The sequence below is a fragment of the Streptomyces sp. NBC_00075 genome, assembly GCF_045041225.1.
Lineage (GTDB): Bacteria > Actinomycetota > Actinomycetes > Streptomycetales > Streptomycetaceae > Streptomyces > Streptomyces adonidis.
This window is the reverse complement of the sequence record NZ_CP108243.1, coordinates 11206168-11221436: the sequence shown is the minus strand read 5'-3', so window position 1 is coordinate 11221436 and position 15269 is coordinate 11206168. Positions and strand designations below refer to the sequence as shown.

General features: G+C 69.5%; 16 protein-coding genes. 1 reads left to right on the top strand and 15 read right to left on the bottom strand.

From position 1 onward, the window contains the following. From OG787_RS49385 to OG787_RS49375, 3 genes are all read right to left on the bottom strand, one after another. Entirely contained in the window at window positions 1-861 is an 861-nt protein-coding gene (locus OG787_RS49385; protein WP_369031586.1) for an amidohydrolase, read from the bottom strand. Between the two features lie 133 nt (window positions 862-994). Further along, window positions 995-2203 carry an L-2-hydroxyglutarate oxidase gene (gene lhgO / locus OG787_RS49380; RefSeq protein ID WP_405540005.1) on the bottom strand — a complete coding sequence of 403 codons (1209 nt, stop codon included), beginning with the start codon at window positions 2201-2203 and terminating at the stop codon, window positions 995-997. Then, window positions 2196-3656: an aldehyde dehydrogenase family protein gene (locus OG787_RS49375; protein WP_405540004.1), complete on the bottom strand. Its 1461-nt coding sequence runs from the start codon at window positions 3654-3656 to the stop codon at window positions 2196-2198. The genes lhgO and OG787_RS49375 overlap by 8 nt, the downstream gene beginning before the upstream one ends. A 137-nt stretch (window positions 3657-3793) precedes the next feature. Here OG787_RS49375 and OG787_RS49370 point away from each other — a divergent pair, with 137 nt between their 5' ends. After that, window positions 3794-4081 (top strand): putative quinol monooxygenase, encoded by a 288-nt coding sequence (locus tag OG787_RS49370; protein ID WP_405540003.1) that lies wholly within the window; start codon window positions 3794-3796, stop codon window positions 4079-4081. A 66-nt stretch (window positions 4082-4147) separates the two neighbouring features. On the opposite strand, the gene OG787_RS49365 is transcribed toward OG787_RS49370, so the two are convergent. From OG787_RS49365 to OG787_RS49310, 12 genes are all read right to left on the bottom strand, one after another. Further along, complete coding sequence (locus tag OG787_RS49365; protein WP_405540002.1) at window positions 4148-5125, bottom strand: methionine synthase II (cobalamin-independent)-like protein; 978 nt, start codon at window positions 5123-5125, stop codon at window positions 4148-4150. A gap of 4 nt (window positions 5126-5129) precedes the next feature. Continuing rightward, window positions 5130-5627, bottom strand: coding sequence for a heme-binding protein (locus OG787_RS49360; protein WP_405540001.1), 498 nt, complete (start codon window positions 5625-5627; stop codon window positions 5130-5132). Continuing rightward, entirely contained in the window at window positions 5624-6409 is a 786-nt protein-coding gene (locus OG787_RS49355; protein ID WP_405540000.1) for an alpha/beta fold hydrolase, read from the bottom strand. The genes OG787_RS49360 and OG787_RS49355 overlap by 4 nt, the downstream gene beginning before the upstream one ends. Before the next feature lie 25 nt (window positions 6410-6434). Next, entirely contained in the window at window positions 6435-6806 is a 372-nt protein-coding gene (locus tag OG787_RS49350; protein WP_389347111.1) for a VOC family protein, read from the bottom strand. Next, a complete protein-coding gene (locus tag OG787_RS49345; protein WP_405539999.1) occupies window positions 6803-7573 on the bottom strand; it encodes a fumarylacetoacetate hydrolase family protein in 771 nt (256 codons plus the stop codon). The genes OG787_RS49350 and OG787_RS49345 overlap by 4 nt, the downstream gene beginning before the upstream one ends. Next, on the bottom strand, window positions 7570-9021 hold the full coding sequence (locus tag OG787_RS49340) for an NAD-dependent succinate-semialdehyde dehydrogenase (RefSeq protein ID WP_405539998.1): 1452 nt from the start codon (window positions 9019-9021) through the stop codon (window positions 7570-7572). The genes OG787_RS49345 and OG787_RS49340 overlap by 4 nt, the downstream gene beginning before the upstream one ends. A gap of 57 nt (window positions 9022-9078) precedes the next feature. Continuing rightward, on the bottom strand, window positions 9079-9996 hold the full coding sequence (locus tag OG787_RS49335) for a VOC family protein (RefSeq protein WP_405539997.1): 918 nt from the start codon (window positions 9994-9996) through the stop codon (window positions 9079-9081). Window positions 9997-10093: 97 nt separating this feature from the next. Then, the gene (locus tag OG787_RS49330; protein ID WP_369031598.1) at window positions 10094-11005 is read right to left on the bottom strand and encodes a LysR family transcriptional regulator; all 912 of its coding nucleotides are present in this window, start codon (window positions 11003-11005) and stop codon (window positions 10094-10096) included. A 10-nt stretch (window positions 11006-11015) separates the two neighbouring features. Next, window positions 11016-11981, bottom strand: a complete 966-nt coding sequence (locus OG787_RS49325) for a sugar ABC transporter substrate-binding protein (RefSeq protein WP_405539996.1) — start codon at window positions 11979-11981, stop codon at window positions 11016-11018. A 142-nt stretch (window positions 11982-12123) separates the two neighbouring features. Continuing rightward, entirely contained in the window at window positions 12124-13140 is a 1017-nt protein-coding gene (locus OG787_RS49320) for an ABC transporter permease (protein ID WP_405539995.1), read from the bottom strand. Next, a complete protein-coding gene (locus OG787_RS49315) occupies window positions 13137-14669 on the bottom strand; it encodes a sugar ABC transporter ATP-binding protein (protein ID WP_405539994.1) in 1533 nt (510 codons plus the stop codon). Before OG787_RS49315 ends, OG787_RS49320 begins: the two co-directional genes overlap by 4 nt. Then, on the bottom strand, window positions 14666-15223 hold the full coding sequence (locus tag OG787_RS49310) for a carboxymuconolactone decarboxylase family protein (RefSeq protein ID WP_405539993.1): 558 nt from the start codon (window positions 15221-15223) through the stop codon (window positions 14666-14668). The genes OG787_RS49315 and OG787_RS49310 overlap by 4 nt, the downstream gene beginning before the upstream one ends. Window positions 15224-15269 lie beyond the last annotated feature (46 nt).

Here is a 15269-nt window from a genome sequence, read left to right as displayed (position 1 = left end):
TCAGCCCTCGATCGGCCAGTTCAGGACCTCGGAGATACCCCGGCCCATGATCCATTCGAGCTCTTCCGGGGTGAAGTCCCAGTGCTTGGTGAACTGCTCGATGGTGTCGGTGTACGTGATGCCGTGGCCGAGCAGCCGGGTGATGTCGGTGCCGTAGAAGCAGCGCTGCGGGCCCATCTTGTCGACCATCTCGCGCACGTACTTCTGGATGTTGTTGTTCGGGAAGGGCTGCGTCGAGTAGCCCGGCAGCGCGGAGAGCTTGACGTAGATGTTGGGGTGGGCGGCCAGGTCGGCGGTCTCCGAGACCCAGTAGCCGATGGAGTCGTCGACGCAGCGGGCCATGATGCCCATGTGATCAATGATGATCTTCAGCTCGGGGTGCTTGGCGGCGATCTCGCCGAGTTCGCGCTTCCAGATCGGCGCGTGGACCATCGTCGGGACGCGCAGTTCCTCGGCGAGGGGCCAGTACCAGTCGTTGGTGCCGTCGATCATCCAGTTGCGGTCGATCGGCCGGTGGAAGGTGAGCCGGGTGCCCTTGACGTGCGGGTTCTGCGCGAAGTCCGCGAGCATCGCCTTGCCCTCTTCGGGCTTGTTCTGCGGGATACGGGCCATGATGCCGAACCGGTCCGGGTGCGCCTCGCAGGCTTCCAGGGCGTAGTCGATGCGGTCGCCCTCCCAGGAGGGCGGAAGGATCAGCGCCCGGTTCACCCCCGCCTCGTCCATCAGCTCCAGCGCCTCCTCGTACGAGAAGGGGTCCTCGCGGTGTCCGTTGAGGCGGATGCGCTCCCGCGCTCCCGGGACCCAGGGGCGGTCCTCGGACTCTTCCAGCCAGATGTGGATCTGTGTGTCGACAACGAACATCGGCGGGCTCTTTCTCTTCGGCGGAGGGTGGTGAGGGGGTGCGGGTCGAACGCTAGGCGTGGTGCGAGACCTTGCGGAGCCCCTGGGAGCGCAAGCACTTGTTGCACGTGACCGCCCCATGAGCAGGGCATTCTCAGCTCGCGGAGGCGTCGCCGAAGACGGCGCCGACGATGTGCTCGGCGATCGCCATGGAGGCCGTGGCGGCCGGCGAGGGCGCGTTGCGTACGGCGGTGACCCGGCCCACCCGATGGATGCGGAAGTCGTCCAGGAGGGTGCCGTCGCGGTCCAGGGCCTGGGCGCGGACACCTGCTCCGCCGCGCACGACGTCGGAGACGCCGACGTCCGGGACGTACAGCCTGGCGTCCTTCATGAAGGCGGCCGTGGAGAAGGAGCCGCGGTATTCGCGGATGCCGGTACGCCAGTGCCGGGCCGCCATCCTCCAGGTGCCCGGGTAGGCGGCGAGGCCGAGGAGGTCCTTCGGGGAGATCCTCGTCCGCGTGTAGCCCTCCCTGGCCAGGGCCAGGACCGCGTTGGGGCCGACCTCCACCGAGCCGTCGACGCGCGGTGTGAAGTGCACGCCGAGGAAGGGGTAGCGCGGGTCGGGCACCGGATATATCAGCCCCCGGACCAGGCCGGTCCTCTCCGGCTTGAGCAGCATGTACTCGCCCCGGAACGGGACGATCCGCGGCTCCCGCTCGTCCTGCGCGAGCCGTGCCACGGCGTCCGACTGGAGGCCGGCGCACAGGATCAGCCGGTCCACGCGGACACGTTCCTGGCCCGAGGCCACCGCGATGCCGCCCGGCACGGTGGTGATGCCCGTGACGGGGAAGCCGAGCCTGACCTCGCCGCCGGAGTCGACGACGTCCTTGGCGAAGGAGCGGGCGATCGCCGGGTAGTCGGTGATGGCGGTCCGGGGCGAGTGCAGCGCGGCGACACCGGCGCCGTTCGGTTCGAACTCCCGGATCTCCTCCTTGGAGATCCGCCGCAGATCGGGCACGTGGTTGTTCCTGGCCCGCTCGTAGAGGTCGTTCATCCGGCCCAGTTCGTCCTCGCGGACCGCCACGACCAGCTTGCCGATCTCCTTGTACGGCAGTTCGCGGTCCCGGCAGTACTCGCGCAGCAGCGCCACGCCCCGTACGCACAGGTCGGCCTTCAGGCTGCCGGGCGTGTAGTAGATGCCGGCGTGCACGACGCCCGAGTTGTGGCCGGTCTGGTGGAGGGAGACCTCCGGCTCCTTGTCGAAGACGACGACCCGGGTGCCGGGGCGGCCCAGGGCGATCTCGCGGGCCGTGGCCAGGCCCACGATGCCGGCGCCGACGATGCCGACGGTCTCGTCAGCCACGAACCGGCTCCCCGAGATGGATCGCGACCGTCTTGACCCGGGTGGAGAAGCGCAGCACCTCGTCGCCCTGCTCCTTGTAGGCCGTACCGGAGTCGTGGAAGCCGCCGAAGGGCAGATGGACGTCCCAGCCGGTGGTCGTGGTGTTCACCGCGACCTGTCCGCACTCGGCCTCGTCTGCGAAGCGGTAGGCGCTGCCCAGGTCGCGGGTGAAGACGGCCGCCGCGAGGCCGAAGTCCGAGTCGTTGACCGCCTCGACGGCCGTCGCGAAGTCGTCGACCGCGCGGAGGGCGAGGACCGGGCCGAAGACCTCCTCGCGCCAGATCGCCGTCTCGGGCGTGACCCCGGCGAGGACGGTCGGCTGCACATAGCAGCCGTGCGCGCGCTCACCCTCGGTGTCCGCCCGGCCGCCGGTGAGGACGGTGGCGCCCTGTTCGATCGCCTTGTCCAGGTCCGTGAGGACGCTGTCGCGCTGCTTCGGGCTCGACAACGGGCACAGGGTCGTCGCCGGGTCGCTGCCCGGGCCGACCCTCAGCGTCTCGACCTCGGCGACCAGCAGACGGGCGAACTCCTCGTACACCGGCTGTTCGACGATCACCCGGCTGGTGGCGGTGCAGCGCTGGCCTGCCTGGCCGAAGGAGGCGGCGACGACAGCCTTCGCGGCCGCGGGCAGGTCGGCGTCGCGCAGGACGACGGAGGCGTTCTTGCCGCCGAGTTCGCCCTGGAAGCGGACGTTGCGGTCGGCGAGGCGACGCCGGATACGGTTGCCGACGGCGTTGGAGCCGGTGAAGGTGATGCCGACGATCCGCGGGTCGTCGAGGAGTGCCTCCTCGATCTCCGCCGTACGGCCGGTCACGACGTTCAGGACACCGGCCGGCAGACCCGCGTCGTACAGGGCGCGGGCGAAGTGCAGGCCCGACAGCGGGGTCTCGGTGGCCGGCTTGAACACGGCCGCGTTGCCTGCCGCGAGCAGCGGGGCGAGCTTGCGGGCCGGGGTGATCAGCGGGTCGTTCCAGGGGCTGATCACGAGGATCACGCCGATGGGCTCGCGCTGGGTGTGGGTGCGGTGATCGGGGCGTACGTCGTGCAGGAGGGTGCCGTAGCCCTGCCGGGCGAGACCGGCGTAGTACTCCAGGAAGTCGGCGGCCTTGAGCGTCTCGCCGGTGGCCTCGGCGCGGGTCTTGCCGTTCTCGGCGGTGACGTCTGCGGCGATCTCGTCGACCCGTTCGCGGATCAGCCGGGCGGCGTCGGTGAAGACGCGGGCCCGTTCGAAGGGGCTGGTGCGCTTCCAGGTGACGAATCCGCGCGCGGCGTGGTCGTAGGCCCGGGTGACGTCCTTGGCGGCGAGGGCGGGGACGCGGGCGATGGGGGCGCGGACGTCGGCCGGGTCGTGGACGTCGATCCAGTCGCCGGTCGACACCCACTCGCCGCCGGAGAGGGTTTCGAGGGTACGCATACGGTTCACAACACCTCACTGGGCGGGGGTGGGACCAGCACCGGGGCGGCAGACATAGGTTGCGCTCTGCGCGAGCCGCTCATCAGGGGATTCGTGTTCGAATCGGCGGTGTCCGCGCATTCTCCGGAGGAGTCGATATGGCTTTCGTCGTTGTCGCCCAGTACCGCTGCGAGCCCGCTGACGCGGGGGTGGTGCGGGACGCGTTGTTGAAGGCGCGGGAAGGTACGCGTGCGGAGCCGGCCAACCTGGTGTACGAGGTGCATTCGGTGGTTGATCAGCCGGGGGCTTTTCTGCTGTATGAGAGCTATGCCGACAAGGGCGGGTTCGAGGCGCACAAAGTCGCTGATCACTTCCGGGAGGTGATCGTGGAGACGGTGTGGCCGTTGCTTGTCGAGCGGGTGGTTACTTTTGCCGAGGTGCTTTAGGTGTGTTTTTTGGGCGCGGGTTGTCTGTGGCTTGTCGCGCAGTTCCCCGCGCCCCTGGGGTGGGTTCTAGAACTCGTTGCCCCAGACGTACCGGGCGACTGTCTCCACCAAGGTCAGCTTGCGGCGCTGCTGCTCTGCTGTCAGCAAGGGGTGCGATGCCGCGTCTGCGAAACCTCTCGACGGGGATACGGCGCCGTCCTCCAGGTCCTTGAACTCGGCCGCCGCGTCGAGGCGTTCCATCACCGTGTCGATGTCCTCCACCCCGGGTACGGTCGCGTCGACCACGCCCAGGCAGAAGTCACGGTCGCTCGGCAGTGCCCTGAGCAGGTCGAGTTCGGACTCGGTGCCCTGGTCGAAGGGGAGGATCCAGCGGTCGGCCGGGATGCCCGCGTACAACTGCTCGGTACGGGCGCGGTCCACTTCGGCGGGGGCCGTCCAGCCGGGGCAGACGCCGATGCGTACCCCCTCGGGGCGCTCGGCCGGCCGTACCGCCAGGGCGTCGACCGCCAGCGCGTCCTCGAAGGACAGTGCACCCGGGTCGCCGTCCAGGAGCAGTGGGTTGTTCAGCTGGATCAGGCGTACGCCCTTCGAGACCAGGAGGGCGATCTCCGCTCGGACGATCTCCGCGAGGGCCTCCCCCAGCTCGCGGGGCGACGAGGGGCCGAGCCCGGGCTGGTACGTCGTCGCGGCCAGATATGCCGGGGAGGGGAGGGACACCTTGGGGGCGATCAGCGTCAGCTCGGTGAGTTTCTCCGCCCAGTCCGCGACCAGGGGGCCGCCCGCCTTGGGGAGGGACTCCGCGATCCAACGGACCAGGCCGTCGGGGGTCGTTCCCTCCGTACGGCGGAATCCTGACACCCCGTCGAGAACCGCGCTGCGGAAGTCCTCACGGGGATAGTCGCCGTCGGTCACGACCGTGGAGCGCAGTTTGCGCTGGAGGACCACCGCGTCCTCGACCGCCTGCTCGACGCCGGTCGTCGCGAGGCCGGTGGGGCGGACCAGGCTGCCGTGGTGGTCGATGCGGTAGTTGAAGGTGTCCGCCATGACGTCACGCGTCCTTTCCGGATGTTCCGGAGGTTTCGGAGGTTCCAGCGGGCTTGCCGGTGATGCCCCAGGCCGCGAACTCCAGTTCGTAGCCGAGGGATTGGAGAACCTCCTCGGCGATCTGCTGGTCCTCGTCGGCGGTTCCGCCGGCTATGCCCAGGCCGCCGATGATCTCGCCGTCCCTCTTGATGGTGACGCTGCCCTCGGTGGCCATGATCGGCATGGCGGCGCCGGGCAGTTGGGAGAGCTGGGAGAAGAAGACGGGCTGGCTCTCCTGCCACTTCTTCAGCATCTTGCCGGGGCGCTGCATGATCGCGGCGGTGTATGCCTTGGCGCGGGCGATGTCCGGGGTGAGCGGGCGGGCCCCGTCCGGGCGGCGGATGGCTATCGGGAATCCGCCCGCGTCGACCACGGCCACGCTCACCGCCTTGCCGATGGCCTGGGCGCGCTTGTGGGCGGCATCGATGATCTCCTCGGCGGCGTCCAGGGTGAGGCTGCTCATGCGGCTTCCTTCGGTGCGGTGAGGGTGCGGCGCAGGTGGGCGACGGCGGCGTTGTATTGCTCGGGCGCCTCCCAGTACATGGAGTGCGGGGCGCCCGGGACGATCTCCAGGTGGGAGCCGGGCAGCAGTTCGTGGGCGCGGGTGACGGTCTTGACGCTGAGGACCGCGTCCTTCTCGCCCGCGAGGAAGGCGACCCGCACGCCCGAGGCTTGGATCTCCTCCAGGGAGGGGCCGTTGGTGTCGAGGTTGCGCAGGTCCTGCATCCTGGCCACGTTGAAGGTGCCCATCTGCTGGAAGAGGAAGGTCAGATCGGCGCGCTCCCGCTGGAACGGCTTGGTCAACAGGCGGTCGATGACGGGGAGTTTGACCGCTTCGGCACGGTCGGCGGCGGCCAGCTCCTTCAGCTCGGGGTGACTGATGCCGCCGAGGGAGTGGCCGAGGACCACGGAAGAGACGCGCTCGGGGCGCAGCAGTCCGGCGCGCAGGGCGGCGACGGAGCCGATGGACTGGCCGACCAGCATCGCGTCGGTCAGGTCCTCCTGGTCCAGGACGGCGACGACGTCACCGGGGAAGTCCTGGCCGTCGAACTCGGGCATGGAGCTGTCGGACTTGCCGAAGCCACGCAGATCCACGGTGACGACCGTGAACTCCTCGCGCAGCGCCGCCACTTGCTGCCACCAGGCGGCATGGTGACCGCCGCTGCCGTGCACGAGGAGGATCGCCGGGCCGCTGCCGTGTCGCTCGTAGTAGATGGAGGTGCCGTCGGAATCGGCAAGGGGCATGGGAACAACTCCCGTATATGCAGGGTCAGTTGGGGCGCTTGCCGTGCCAGACCAGCTCGATCATGGTGTGGTCGGGGTCGTGGATGTAGCAGAACTTCGACTGGTTCTCGGGGCGTTGGATCGGGCGGGTGTGCCGGATCCCCAACTCCCCCAGGTGCTCCATGAAGTCGTCCCAGTCGTCGACCTCGACGGCGAAGTGGTAGGGCGCCATGCGCTCCATCTCCTCGACCGGGGTGAAGTGGAGGTCGAAGTTGCCCCGGGTCATCAGCACCACCCGGGTGTTGGACTTGGGCATGATCCGCTTCATCCCGAAGACCTTCGTGTACCACTCGGCGGTCCGGTCGGGGTCGGTGGTCGGGAAGTTGACGTGGTGGATGTAGCGGGGCGCGTTGCTCATGCTCGATTCCCTTCGTGTTCTACGGGGTTGGACAGCACACCGATGCCGCTGATCTCGACCTCGACGGTGTCTCCCGGTTCCAGTTGGCAGGTCGCCTCGGCGCCCATCCACAGCACGTCGCCGGGGTGCAGGGTGATGTGCCTGGTGATCTCGACGATGTGGTCGAAGGGGTCGAAGACCATGTCGCCGGTGGGGAACTCGGCCCGCTCCTCGCCGTTCACCCTGAGTGTGGTCGTCTGTGCGAGCGCGTCGACGTCCGTCTCGATCCAGGGGCCCATCGGCTTGAAGGTGTCGCTGTTCTTGCTGCGCCAGAAGGTGCGGTCCTGGTGCTGCCAGGTGCGGGCGCTGACGTCGTTGCCGATGGTCCAGCCGAAGACCGACTCACGCGCCTCCTCCTGGGTGGCGTGGCGGAGCGTACGTCCGATGACGGCGACGAGTTCGGGCTCGGCCTCGAAGCGGCCCTCGACCTCGGCGGGCTTCACGATCGGCGAACCGTGGCCGGTGAGCGCGTTGTTGGCCCGGTAGCCGACCTCGGGCCGCTCCGGGGTCGCGGCGCCGGCGTGCGCGATGTGCCGTGGGTAGTTGAAGCCGACGGCGTAGAAGACGGGCGGGACAACAGGCGGCAGCCATACTGCGGTTGAGCGCGGGATCACGCCGATGGTCTCCGGGGTGTCCGTGATCGGCGAGCCGGACAGCAGCTCGATCCGTGACTCGCCCACCCGGCCCCACAGCGCCCGGCCCTCGACCGAGACTCGCGTGTACCTCATGGCGCCAGCAGATGGGAGACGCGCTTGGTGACCAGATAGGCGTCCAGTGCTTCGGGCCCACCCTCCCGGCCGTAGCCGCTGTCCTTCACCCCGCCGGAGGGCGCTTCGTGGACCGAGCCGCCGCAGTGGTTGATCGACAGGATCCCCGCTTCCAGTCCTGCGGAGAGGCGCTCGGCGGTGGCGGCGGACCGGGTGAAGCCGTAGGCGGCCAGGCCGTACGGCAGCCCGTTCGCGACGGTGAGCGCCTCGTCGAGGTCGGTGAAGGGGACGATCGGGGCGAGTGGTCCGAAGGGTTCCTCGTGCAGCATTTCCGCGTCCGCCGGTACGTCGGTCAGGACGGTCGGTGGGTAGAAGTACCCGGCGCGGTCCGGCCGTTCGCCGCCGGTGAGGATCTTGGCGCCCCGGGCGACGGCGTCTGCGGTCAGGCGTTCCGTCGCCTTCAGGCGGCGCTCGTTGGCGAGCGGTCCCATCGTGGTGCCCTGGGCCAGGCCGTCACCGACGACGACCGCCTCGGCGGCCTTCACGAACTCGGCGGTGAAGTCCTCGACCAGGCTCTCGTGGACCAGGAAGCGGCTCGGTGAGGTGCACACCTGTCCGGCGTTGGCGAACTTGGCCTGGGCGGCCCGGCGGGCCGCCTGCGCGGGATCGGCGTCCGCGCAGACGACCACCGGGGCGTGGCCGCCCAGTTCCATCAGGGAGGGCTTCATGACCTTGCCGGCCTCGGCGGCGAGCAGCTTGCCGACGGGGACCGAGCCGGTGAAGGCGACGATGCGGATGACCGGGGAGGCGATGAGGTGGGCGGAGACTTCTGCGGGCTCACCGAAGACGAGGTTGAGGACACCGGCGGGGAGCCCGGCGTCGGCGTAGCACCGGACGAGGGCGGCGGCGGTGGCGGGGGTCTCCTCGGATCCCTTGATGATGATCGAGCAGCCTGCCGCCAGCGCGGAGGAGATCTTCCGGTTGGGGCCGCCCACCGGGAAGTTCCACGGGACGAAGGCGGCGACGGGGCCGATGGGCTCGCGCCGGACCGTCAGGACGGTCCCTGGTGCGGAGGGGATGATGCGGCCGTACGCCCGGCGGGCGTCGTCGGCGTGCCAGCGCAGGGTGTCGGCGGTGCGGAGGGCCTCACCGGTGCTCTCCTTCAGGGGCTTGCCCTGCTCCAGGGTCATGACGCGGCCGATCTCGGCGGCGCGTTCGCCGATCAGGTCGGCGGCGGTGTGCAGGATCGCGGTGCGCTCGGCGATCGGCGTCGCACGCCAGACGCGGAAGCCCTCGTCGGCGGCGATGAGCACGCGGTCCAGGTCGGCGGTGGTGGCCAGGGGTACCTCTCCGATCACCTCCTCGGTGGCCGGGTTCACGATCGGGGCGGTACTGCCGGTGCCGCCCTGGCACCACTCGCCCGCGATGTACATACGGACGGCGGGGTAGCCGTGGTCTGTGGTGGTCATGGAATGGGTGCCTCTCAGGCAGGCGGGCGAAGCAAGTCGGGGGCCGGAAAGGGCGGTTCAGGAAGCGGTGGCGTCCTGATCGCGGTTGGTGCGCAGGGCCCAGATGTGGTGGGGCGGGGTGGTCTCGTGGACGCGGGTCTCGTAGGTGTCGTCGACCCGGTCCATGTCGGCGGCGTACTCCACACGGCCGCCGCAGGGGGCGTGCAGAAAGCGGAAGACGTTGGAGCCGATGGTGTGGCGGCCGAGTCTGCGGGCCTCCCGCCAGCCGTGCTCGATCATGTAGTTGCCGCCCTCGATCACATCGTCGAAGCCGGGGACCTCGTACGCGATGTGGTTGACGCCGGCCCGGTCGGGGCGGTGGCACAGCAGCATCGTGTGTTGGTCGTCGTCGCCCGGGGCCTGCATGAACACGCCCATGGGTTCCACCACGTCGGTGGGCCGGAAGCCGAGGCGCTCGGCGTAGAAGGCGACCGCCTCCTCCTTGCCGAACTTGGCGATGTTGAGGGCCACATGGCACATCCGCAGCGGCCGGACCCGCTCGATCGGCTCCAGCGCGGTGTTCCAGCGGTCGACGTTGCCGAGCGCGTTGGCGGACCTCGGGGTGACGGGCACCGGCTTCGGCCGGGCCAGCGTCAGTCCGACGCCGAAGCCTGTCTCGTCCACGGTGTGGTGGACGCCGTCGGCGCTCTCGCGGACCGCGCGGTCCTTGCCGGCCGCGGCGACCAGACGCTCCAGCTCCTCCCGGGTGTCGACGCCCCACACGACCTCGCGCAGGGTGGGCCCGGACTCCACCGGGGGCGGCAGTAACGGACTCGGGAAGGCGTCGAGATGGAGCGTCTGACCGGTCAGTGTTTCGAACACCGCGTGGTCGTCGGTCCGCTCCAGCGGGAAGAGCCCGAAGTCGTCGAAGAACCGGGCGCATTCGTCGAGTCCGTCGACGCTGTAGGTGACCGATTCGATTCTCTGGATTCCCATGGATTCCTCGTTTCCGGGTCGCCTCGTGAGCGTAGGTACCGGGGTGCGACAGCCTCAATGTCCCGAGCCGCACGAGGTGTGCAATCGTTTCTTGCGATTACGGCCGGATCGCCGGCATCGGATTCTGCGAGAACCACCCGGCGAGGAAGTCGAGGAACACGCTGACCTTACGTGGGGCGTCCTGTCCGGGCCCGTAGATCGCGTACAGGGGGCGGTCGGGCACGGCCAGGTCGGGCAGCAGCGTCTGGAGGGCGCCGGAGAGCAGATCGTCGTACGCCGGACGCTGCGGGAGCAGGGCGATGCCCCGGCCGTGGAGGGCAGCCTTCTGTAGGGCGATGTAGGAGTTGGACGAGAACGCGATGTTGCGGATCTTGTGCAGGGTGCTGGCGTGGCCGTGGCCGATGCGCCACACCGGGTCGTTGACGTGGACCAGGCAGTCGTGGGCGGCGATGTCGTTGGGGTGGGCTAGGGCTCCGTGCCGTTTGATGTACGCCTCGGACGCGCAGAGCACGAAGGGCAGCGACGAGATCTTCTTGAGTCGGACGCTGGAGTCCCTCAGGTCCCGGGTGTGGAAGGCGACGTCGAATCCACTGTCCAGGAAGTCGTACGTCCGGTCGGACATTCCGCCGAGTTCGAAACGGACCTGGATCTTCGGATGCTCGGCGGAGAACGCGGCGATGGCATCCCCGAGATCCAGGCTGCCTATCCACTTGGGGCAGATGATGCTCAGAGTCCCCTCGGCCCGGTCGTGGAGTTGGGCTATTCCGGCGTCCTCCGCCTCGATTTCCCCCAGAATGCGCGCGGCGAATTCGGAGTATCGCTGCCCCGGTTCGGTGAGGCTGACCGAACGGGCTGTGCGATTGACCAGCCGGACACCCACCTGCCGTTCCAGTTCGGCGACATGCCGTGACACCAGTGAGCCGGAAGAGCCCAGCTTCTTGGCGGCTCCGCTGAAACTGCCGACCTGAGCGACAGTGACAAAGCTGTGCATGAGGAGCAAGCGATCCATATGTGGGCCTCTATTTCGGGCAGTACTGGGGTGCGTCGCTCACGTTGTCCTTGGTGACCAAGACAAGAGGAATGTTGGCAATTTTGTCAACACCTTGTTCCTTGTCGAGCAGACCGATCGTGTTCTTCACCGCGGTCTCGCCGATCGCCATGGCCGAGTTGGCCACGGTCGCGGACAGCTGCCCGCTCTCGACGGCGGCGATGCCGTCCTCGGTGCCGTTGGCGGTGACGATCTTGACGTCCTTCGCACCGGCCGCGTCGAAGGCCTTGCGGACGGCGAAGGCCATCTCCTCGTTGGCGACGAAGGCGTAGTCCAGGTCGGGCTGGGCCTGGATCATGTTCTCGGCGACGTCCTGCGCCTTGGCCGGGTTGAACATGCCGGGCTGGTTCGCCACCACCTCGGCGGTGGCCGGCAGGGCGGCCTCGAACCCGCCCACCAGCAGGTCGGAGGCGGCGCCCGGGGCACCCGCGACGATGCCGACCTTCACGTCCTTTCCTGCGGCGTCCTTCGCGATCCATCCGGCGTCCAGCGCGCCGACCTTCTTCAGGTCGACCTTGGCCACGCCCAGGACGTCCGACAGGTCCGAGGTGGCGACGGAGGTGAGGAAGATCGGGATTCCCGCGCTCTTGGCCTTGGCTATGTCGCCTTCGAGGGCGTCGACGTTGACGGTCTGGACGATCAGGGCGTCCACGTTCCGGGCGATCATGTCCTCGATGTTGGACAGCTCAGTGGCCGCGTCCTGCTTGGAGTTGGCGGAGAAGACGGTGGCCTTCTCCGCCTTGGCGGTCTGCTCGACGGACTTGAGCAGACACTGGTGGAAGTGGGTGTTGGCTCCGTTGACGAACCCCAGGGTGAGGGCGCCTCCGGCGGATCCCGAGCTTTCGTCCGCGGTGCCGCAGCCTGCGAGGACGAGGGCGGCGGTGCCCAGGAGCGAGGCTGCTCTGGTGGTGCGGCGGGGACGGGTGGTGGGCTTCATGGGTCGGCCTTTCCTGCATCTTTGAGGGGAAGGTGCGATGGAGGTTCCGCGGGATGCTGTCGGTCCACTGCGGCGCCGTCGTGGCTGGTCGCGCAGTTCCCCGCGCCCCTTTGGGGCGTGCCTCTCTGGGGCGTGCCCGAGCTCAGTGGCCCGGTGTCGCCTTGCGTTGGAACTCGTTGACTATCGCCGCGACGAGCAGCACCCCGCCGGTCACGACGAGCTGGTAGTAGCTGTTGACCTGGAGCAGGTTCAGGGCGTTGGCGACGACTCCGAGAAGCACCACGCCGAGGACGGTTCCTACGACCGTGCCGTGGCCGCCCGCCAGCGAGGTGCCGCCGATGACCACCGCGGCGACGGCGGTCAACTGGAGTTGCAGCCCACCGGTGTTGGGGGCCGCCGCACCGAGCCGGGACAGCAGCATCAGCCCGGCCAGACCGGCGAGGGCGCCTGCAAGCGCGTACAGGGCGAGTTTGCGGCCGGAGACGTTGATGCCGCTGAGGCGGGCCACGTGCTCGTTGCCGCCCATCGCGAAGGCGTCCCGGCCGAAGGTGGTGAACCGCATCGCCAGCCCGATCGCGGCCAGGACGAGGACCGCGACGACGCACAGGTAGGGGATGCCGAGCACCTTGTCGTTGCCGAGGGCCCACATGCGCTGCCCGATGGTGATCGACTCGCCGTCGAGGACGAGCAGGGCGACGCCGTCGAGCAGCATCGCGGAGGCGAGGGTGGCGACGAACGGGGCGACCCGGGTGAAGGTCACGACCAGGCCGTTGAGCAGGCCGATCACGGTGGCCAGGAGGAGCGTGACCACCACGGTGACGGCGGTGGGCCTGCCGTCGTGCAGAAGGGTCGCGCCGACCGAGACGGTGACGGCCGCGTTGCTGCCCATGGAGAAGTCCATGCCGCCCGCGGTCATCAGCAGGGTCAGCCCGGCCGCGATGACGGCGGTCACGCTGATCTGCCGCAGCACGTTCAGGAGGTTCTGCGAGCTGGTGAAGGAGTCCGCCTGGACGGCGGTGAACACGGCCACCAGGACGAGGACCACGATCAGACCGCCGTGCGGGACACGCAGCACGGCGTGCGCCGACAGCCGGGACGCGGGGCGCCGCGCCGGGCCGGCCGCGACGTCCGGGGCGGCGGAGGGGGTCTTGAGGCTCACGTCGGCTGACCTCCGAGTGCGGTGGCGACGAGTTCGTCGCGGGTGATGGCGGTGATGTCGTGTTCCGCGACCGTGCGCCCGGCGCTGACGACGACGACCCGGTCGGCGAGGCGCATGACCTCCTCGGCGGAGCAGGAGGCGAGCAGGACGGCCACGCCACGCGAGGCGAGGTCGTCGACCAGGGCGTGGATGTCGGCCATGGCGGCGACGTCGACGCCGTTGGTCGGGTCCTCCAGGAAGCAGGCGACCGGCTCGGTCTCCAGCCACTTGCCGAGCAGGACCTTCTGCTGGTTGCCGCCGGACAGCGCGCCCACGGGCGGGTTGCCGGTGAGGGCGACCACGCCGTAGCTGTTGCGCAACGGGGCGGCGCGGCGGGCGAGTTCACCTCGGCGGTGCAGTCTGCGGCGGGCGAAGCGGTCACCGGCCAGCATCAGGTTCTCGTCCAGGGTCATACCCGGGACCAGCCCGAGGGTGCGGCGGTCGCCGGTCACACAGCGCAGACCGCTGGCGAGCGAGGCCGCGACCCGGCCGAAGGGCACGGTTCGGCCGTCGACGAGCAGTTCGCCGGTGTCGGGGCGCTGCCGTCCGGAGAGCAGGTCGAACAGCCGCGACTGGGCGTCCCCGGCCGGTCCGAGGACGGCGACGATCTCGCCCCTGCGCACGTCGACGGTGAAGTCCTGGACGGCCCGGCCATGACTCAGGCCGCGTACGGTCAGGCCGCTCTCGTGCTTCGGGGCGGGCCGCTCGGGCCGCTGCGAGACGACGTCCCGGCCGACCATGCTGCGGACCAGCGACGCGGGGTCCATCCCGGTGGCCGGGCCGGTGGTGACCACTTCCCCGTCGCGCAGGACGGTGAGGCGGTCGGCGACCGCCATGACCTCGTCGATGTAGTGCGAGATGTAGACGACGGCGACCCCGTCGTCCCGCAGGGTGCGTACCAGTCCACGGATCCGGTCGGCGTCCTTGGCGCTGAGACAGGCGGTCGGCTCGTCGAGGATCAGGACCCGACCCCCGCGCCGGACCTCGCGGGCCACCTCGACCATGGTCTGTTCGGCGACGGTGAGGGTGCCGGCGATCCGCTCCACGTCGATGTCGATCCCGAGGCCCGAAAGTGCCCCGCGCGCCTCGTCCCTGACAGCCCGCCAGCGCACGGCACGGCCCCGGGTGGGCAGGTCACCGAGCATGACGTTCTCGGCGACGGTCAGCCCCATCGCCAGTTCACGGCGCTGCGGCACACACGCGATGCCGAGCTTGCGGGCCTTGCGCACGGTCAGCGCGGAGTGCTCCTGCCCGCCGACCTCGATCGTGCCGCCGTCGGCCTGGTGCACTCCGGAGAGGATCTGCACCAGGGTCGACTTGCCGGCACCGTTCATGCCCATCAGCGCGTGGATCTCGCCCGGGTACAGATCGAGGTCGACACCTTTCAGCGCGGTCGCCCCGCCGAAGCTCTTGGTGACGCGCCGGACGCGAACAATGGCGTCGCGGGGTGCCGTACCGGTGTCGGATGCCGTACCGGCGTGGGGAGTCACGGCTGATCGCCGTCGGGGACCACGCGCCCGTACCCACGCACATCGGGGAACGGGGGCTCCTTGTCGGCCTGAAGGTCCACCTGGAAGGTGTTGAGGCACATGCCGAGCATGGTGAAGTTGCCGAGCGCGCCGACGGTGTCGACCAGGCCCTTGGAGCCGAAGTGGCCGAGGGCGCGCGCGAAGGTCGCGTCGGTGACGAAGTGCTCTTCCAGGATCTCCCGGCAGAACTGGTAGAAGGCCTGGTCCGCCTCGTTGTCGAAGACCGCCTCCCGCTTCTCGGCGACGGCCTTCACGGCGGCCTCCGGGATGCCCGCCTCGATCGCCTGGTGCACATGCGCGTTCCAGGAGTACTGCGCGTCCCAGTTGCGGGCGGCCATCAGCAGGCTCAGCTCGCGCAGATGCCCGGGCAGGTCACAGTCGAAGCGGGCGAAGGCGCCGAGGGACTCCGCCCGCTCGCACATCTCCGGGCTGTGCAGCCAGACCCGGAAGGGTCCACGGACGGCGCCGCGGCGTCCGGCGATCCGGGCGGCCAACTCCCGCTGCCGCGGGTCCATTTCCTCTTCACTGAGAACGGGGAGCCTCATCGGCCGATACCTGCCT

Bases quoted from the DNA above. Each gene is read 5' to 3' on its own strand.
- OG787_RS49385 (WP_369031586.1), bottom strand. From the start codon at position 861: ATGTTCGTTGTCGACACACAGATCCACATCTGGCTGGAAGAGTCCGAG.
- OG787_RS49375 (WP_405540004.1), bottom strand. From the start codon at position 3,656: ATGCGTACCCTCGAAACCCTCTCCGGCGGCGAGTGGGTGTCGACCGGC.
- OG787_RS49370 (WP_405540003.1), top strand. From the start codon at position 3,794: ATGGCTTTCGTCGTTGTCGCCCAGTACCGCTGCGAGCCCGCTGACGCG.
- OG787_RS49365 (WP_405540002.1), bottom strand. From the start codon at position 5,125: ATGGCGGACACCTTCAACTACCGCATCGACCACCACGGCAGCCTGGTC.
- OG787_RS49360 (WP_405540001.1), bottom strand. From the start codon at position 5,627: ATGAGCAGCCTCACCCTGGACGCCGCCGAGGAGATCATCGATGCCGCC.
- OG787_RS49355 (WP_405540000.1), bottom strand. From the start codon at position 6,409: ATGCCCCTTGCCGATTCCGACGGCACCTCCATCTACTACGAGCGACAC.
- OG787_RS49350 (WP_389347111.1), bottom strand. From the start codon at position 6,806: ATGAGCAACGCGCCCCGCTACATCCACCACGTCAACTTCCCGACCACC.
- OG787_RS49345 (WP_405539999.1), bottom strand. From the start codon at position 7,573: ATGAGGTACACGCGAGTCTCGGTCGAGGGCCGGGCGCTGTGGGGCCGG.
- OG787_RS49340 (WP_405539998.1), bottom strand. From the start codon at position 9,021: ATGACCACCACAGACCACGGCTACCCCGCCGTCCGTATGTACATCGCG.
- OG787_RS49335 (WP_405539997.1), bottom strand. From the start codon at position 9,996: ATGGGAATCCAGAGAATCGAATCGGTCACCTACAGCGTCGACGGACTC.
- OG787_RS49330 (WP_369031598.1), bottom strand. From the start codon at position 11,005: ATGGATCGCTTGCTCCTCATGCACAGCTTTGTCACTGTCGCTCAGGTC.
- OG787_RS49325 (WP_405539996.1), bottom strand. From the start codon at position 11,981: ATGAAGCCCACCACCCGTCCCCGCCGCACCACCAGAGCAGCCTCGCTC.
- OG787_RS49310 (WP_405539993.1), bottom strand. From the start codon at position 15,223: ATGGACCCGCGGCAGCGGGAGTTGGCCGCCCGGATCGCCGGACGCCGC.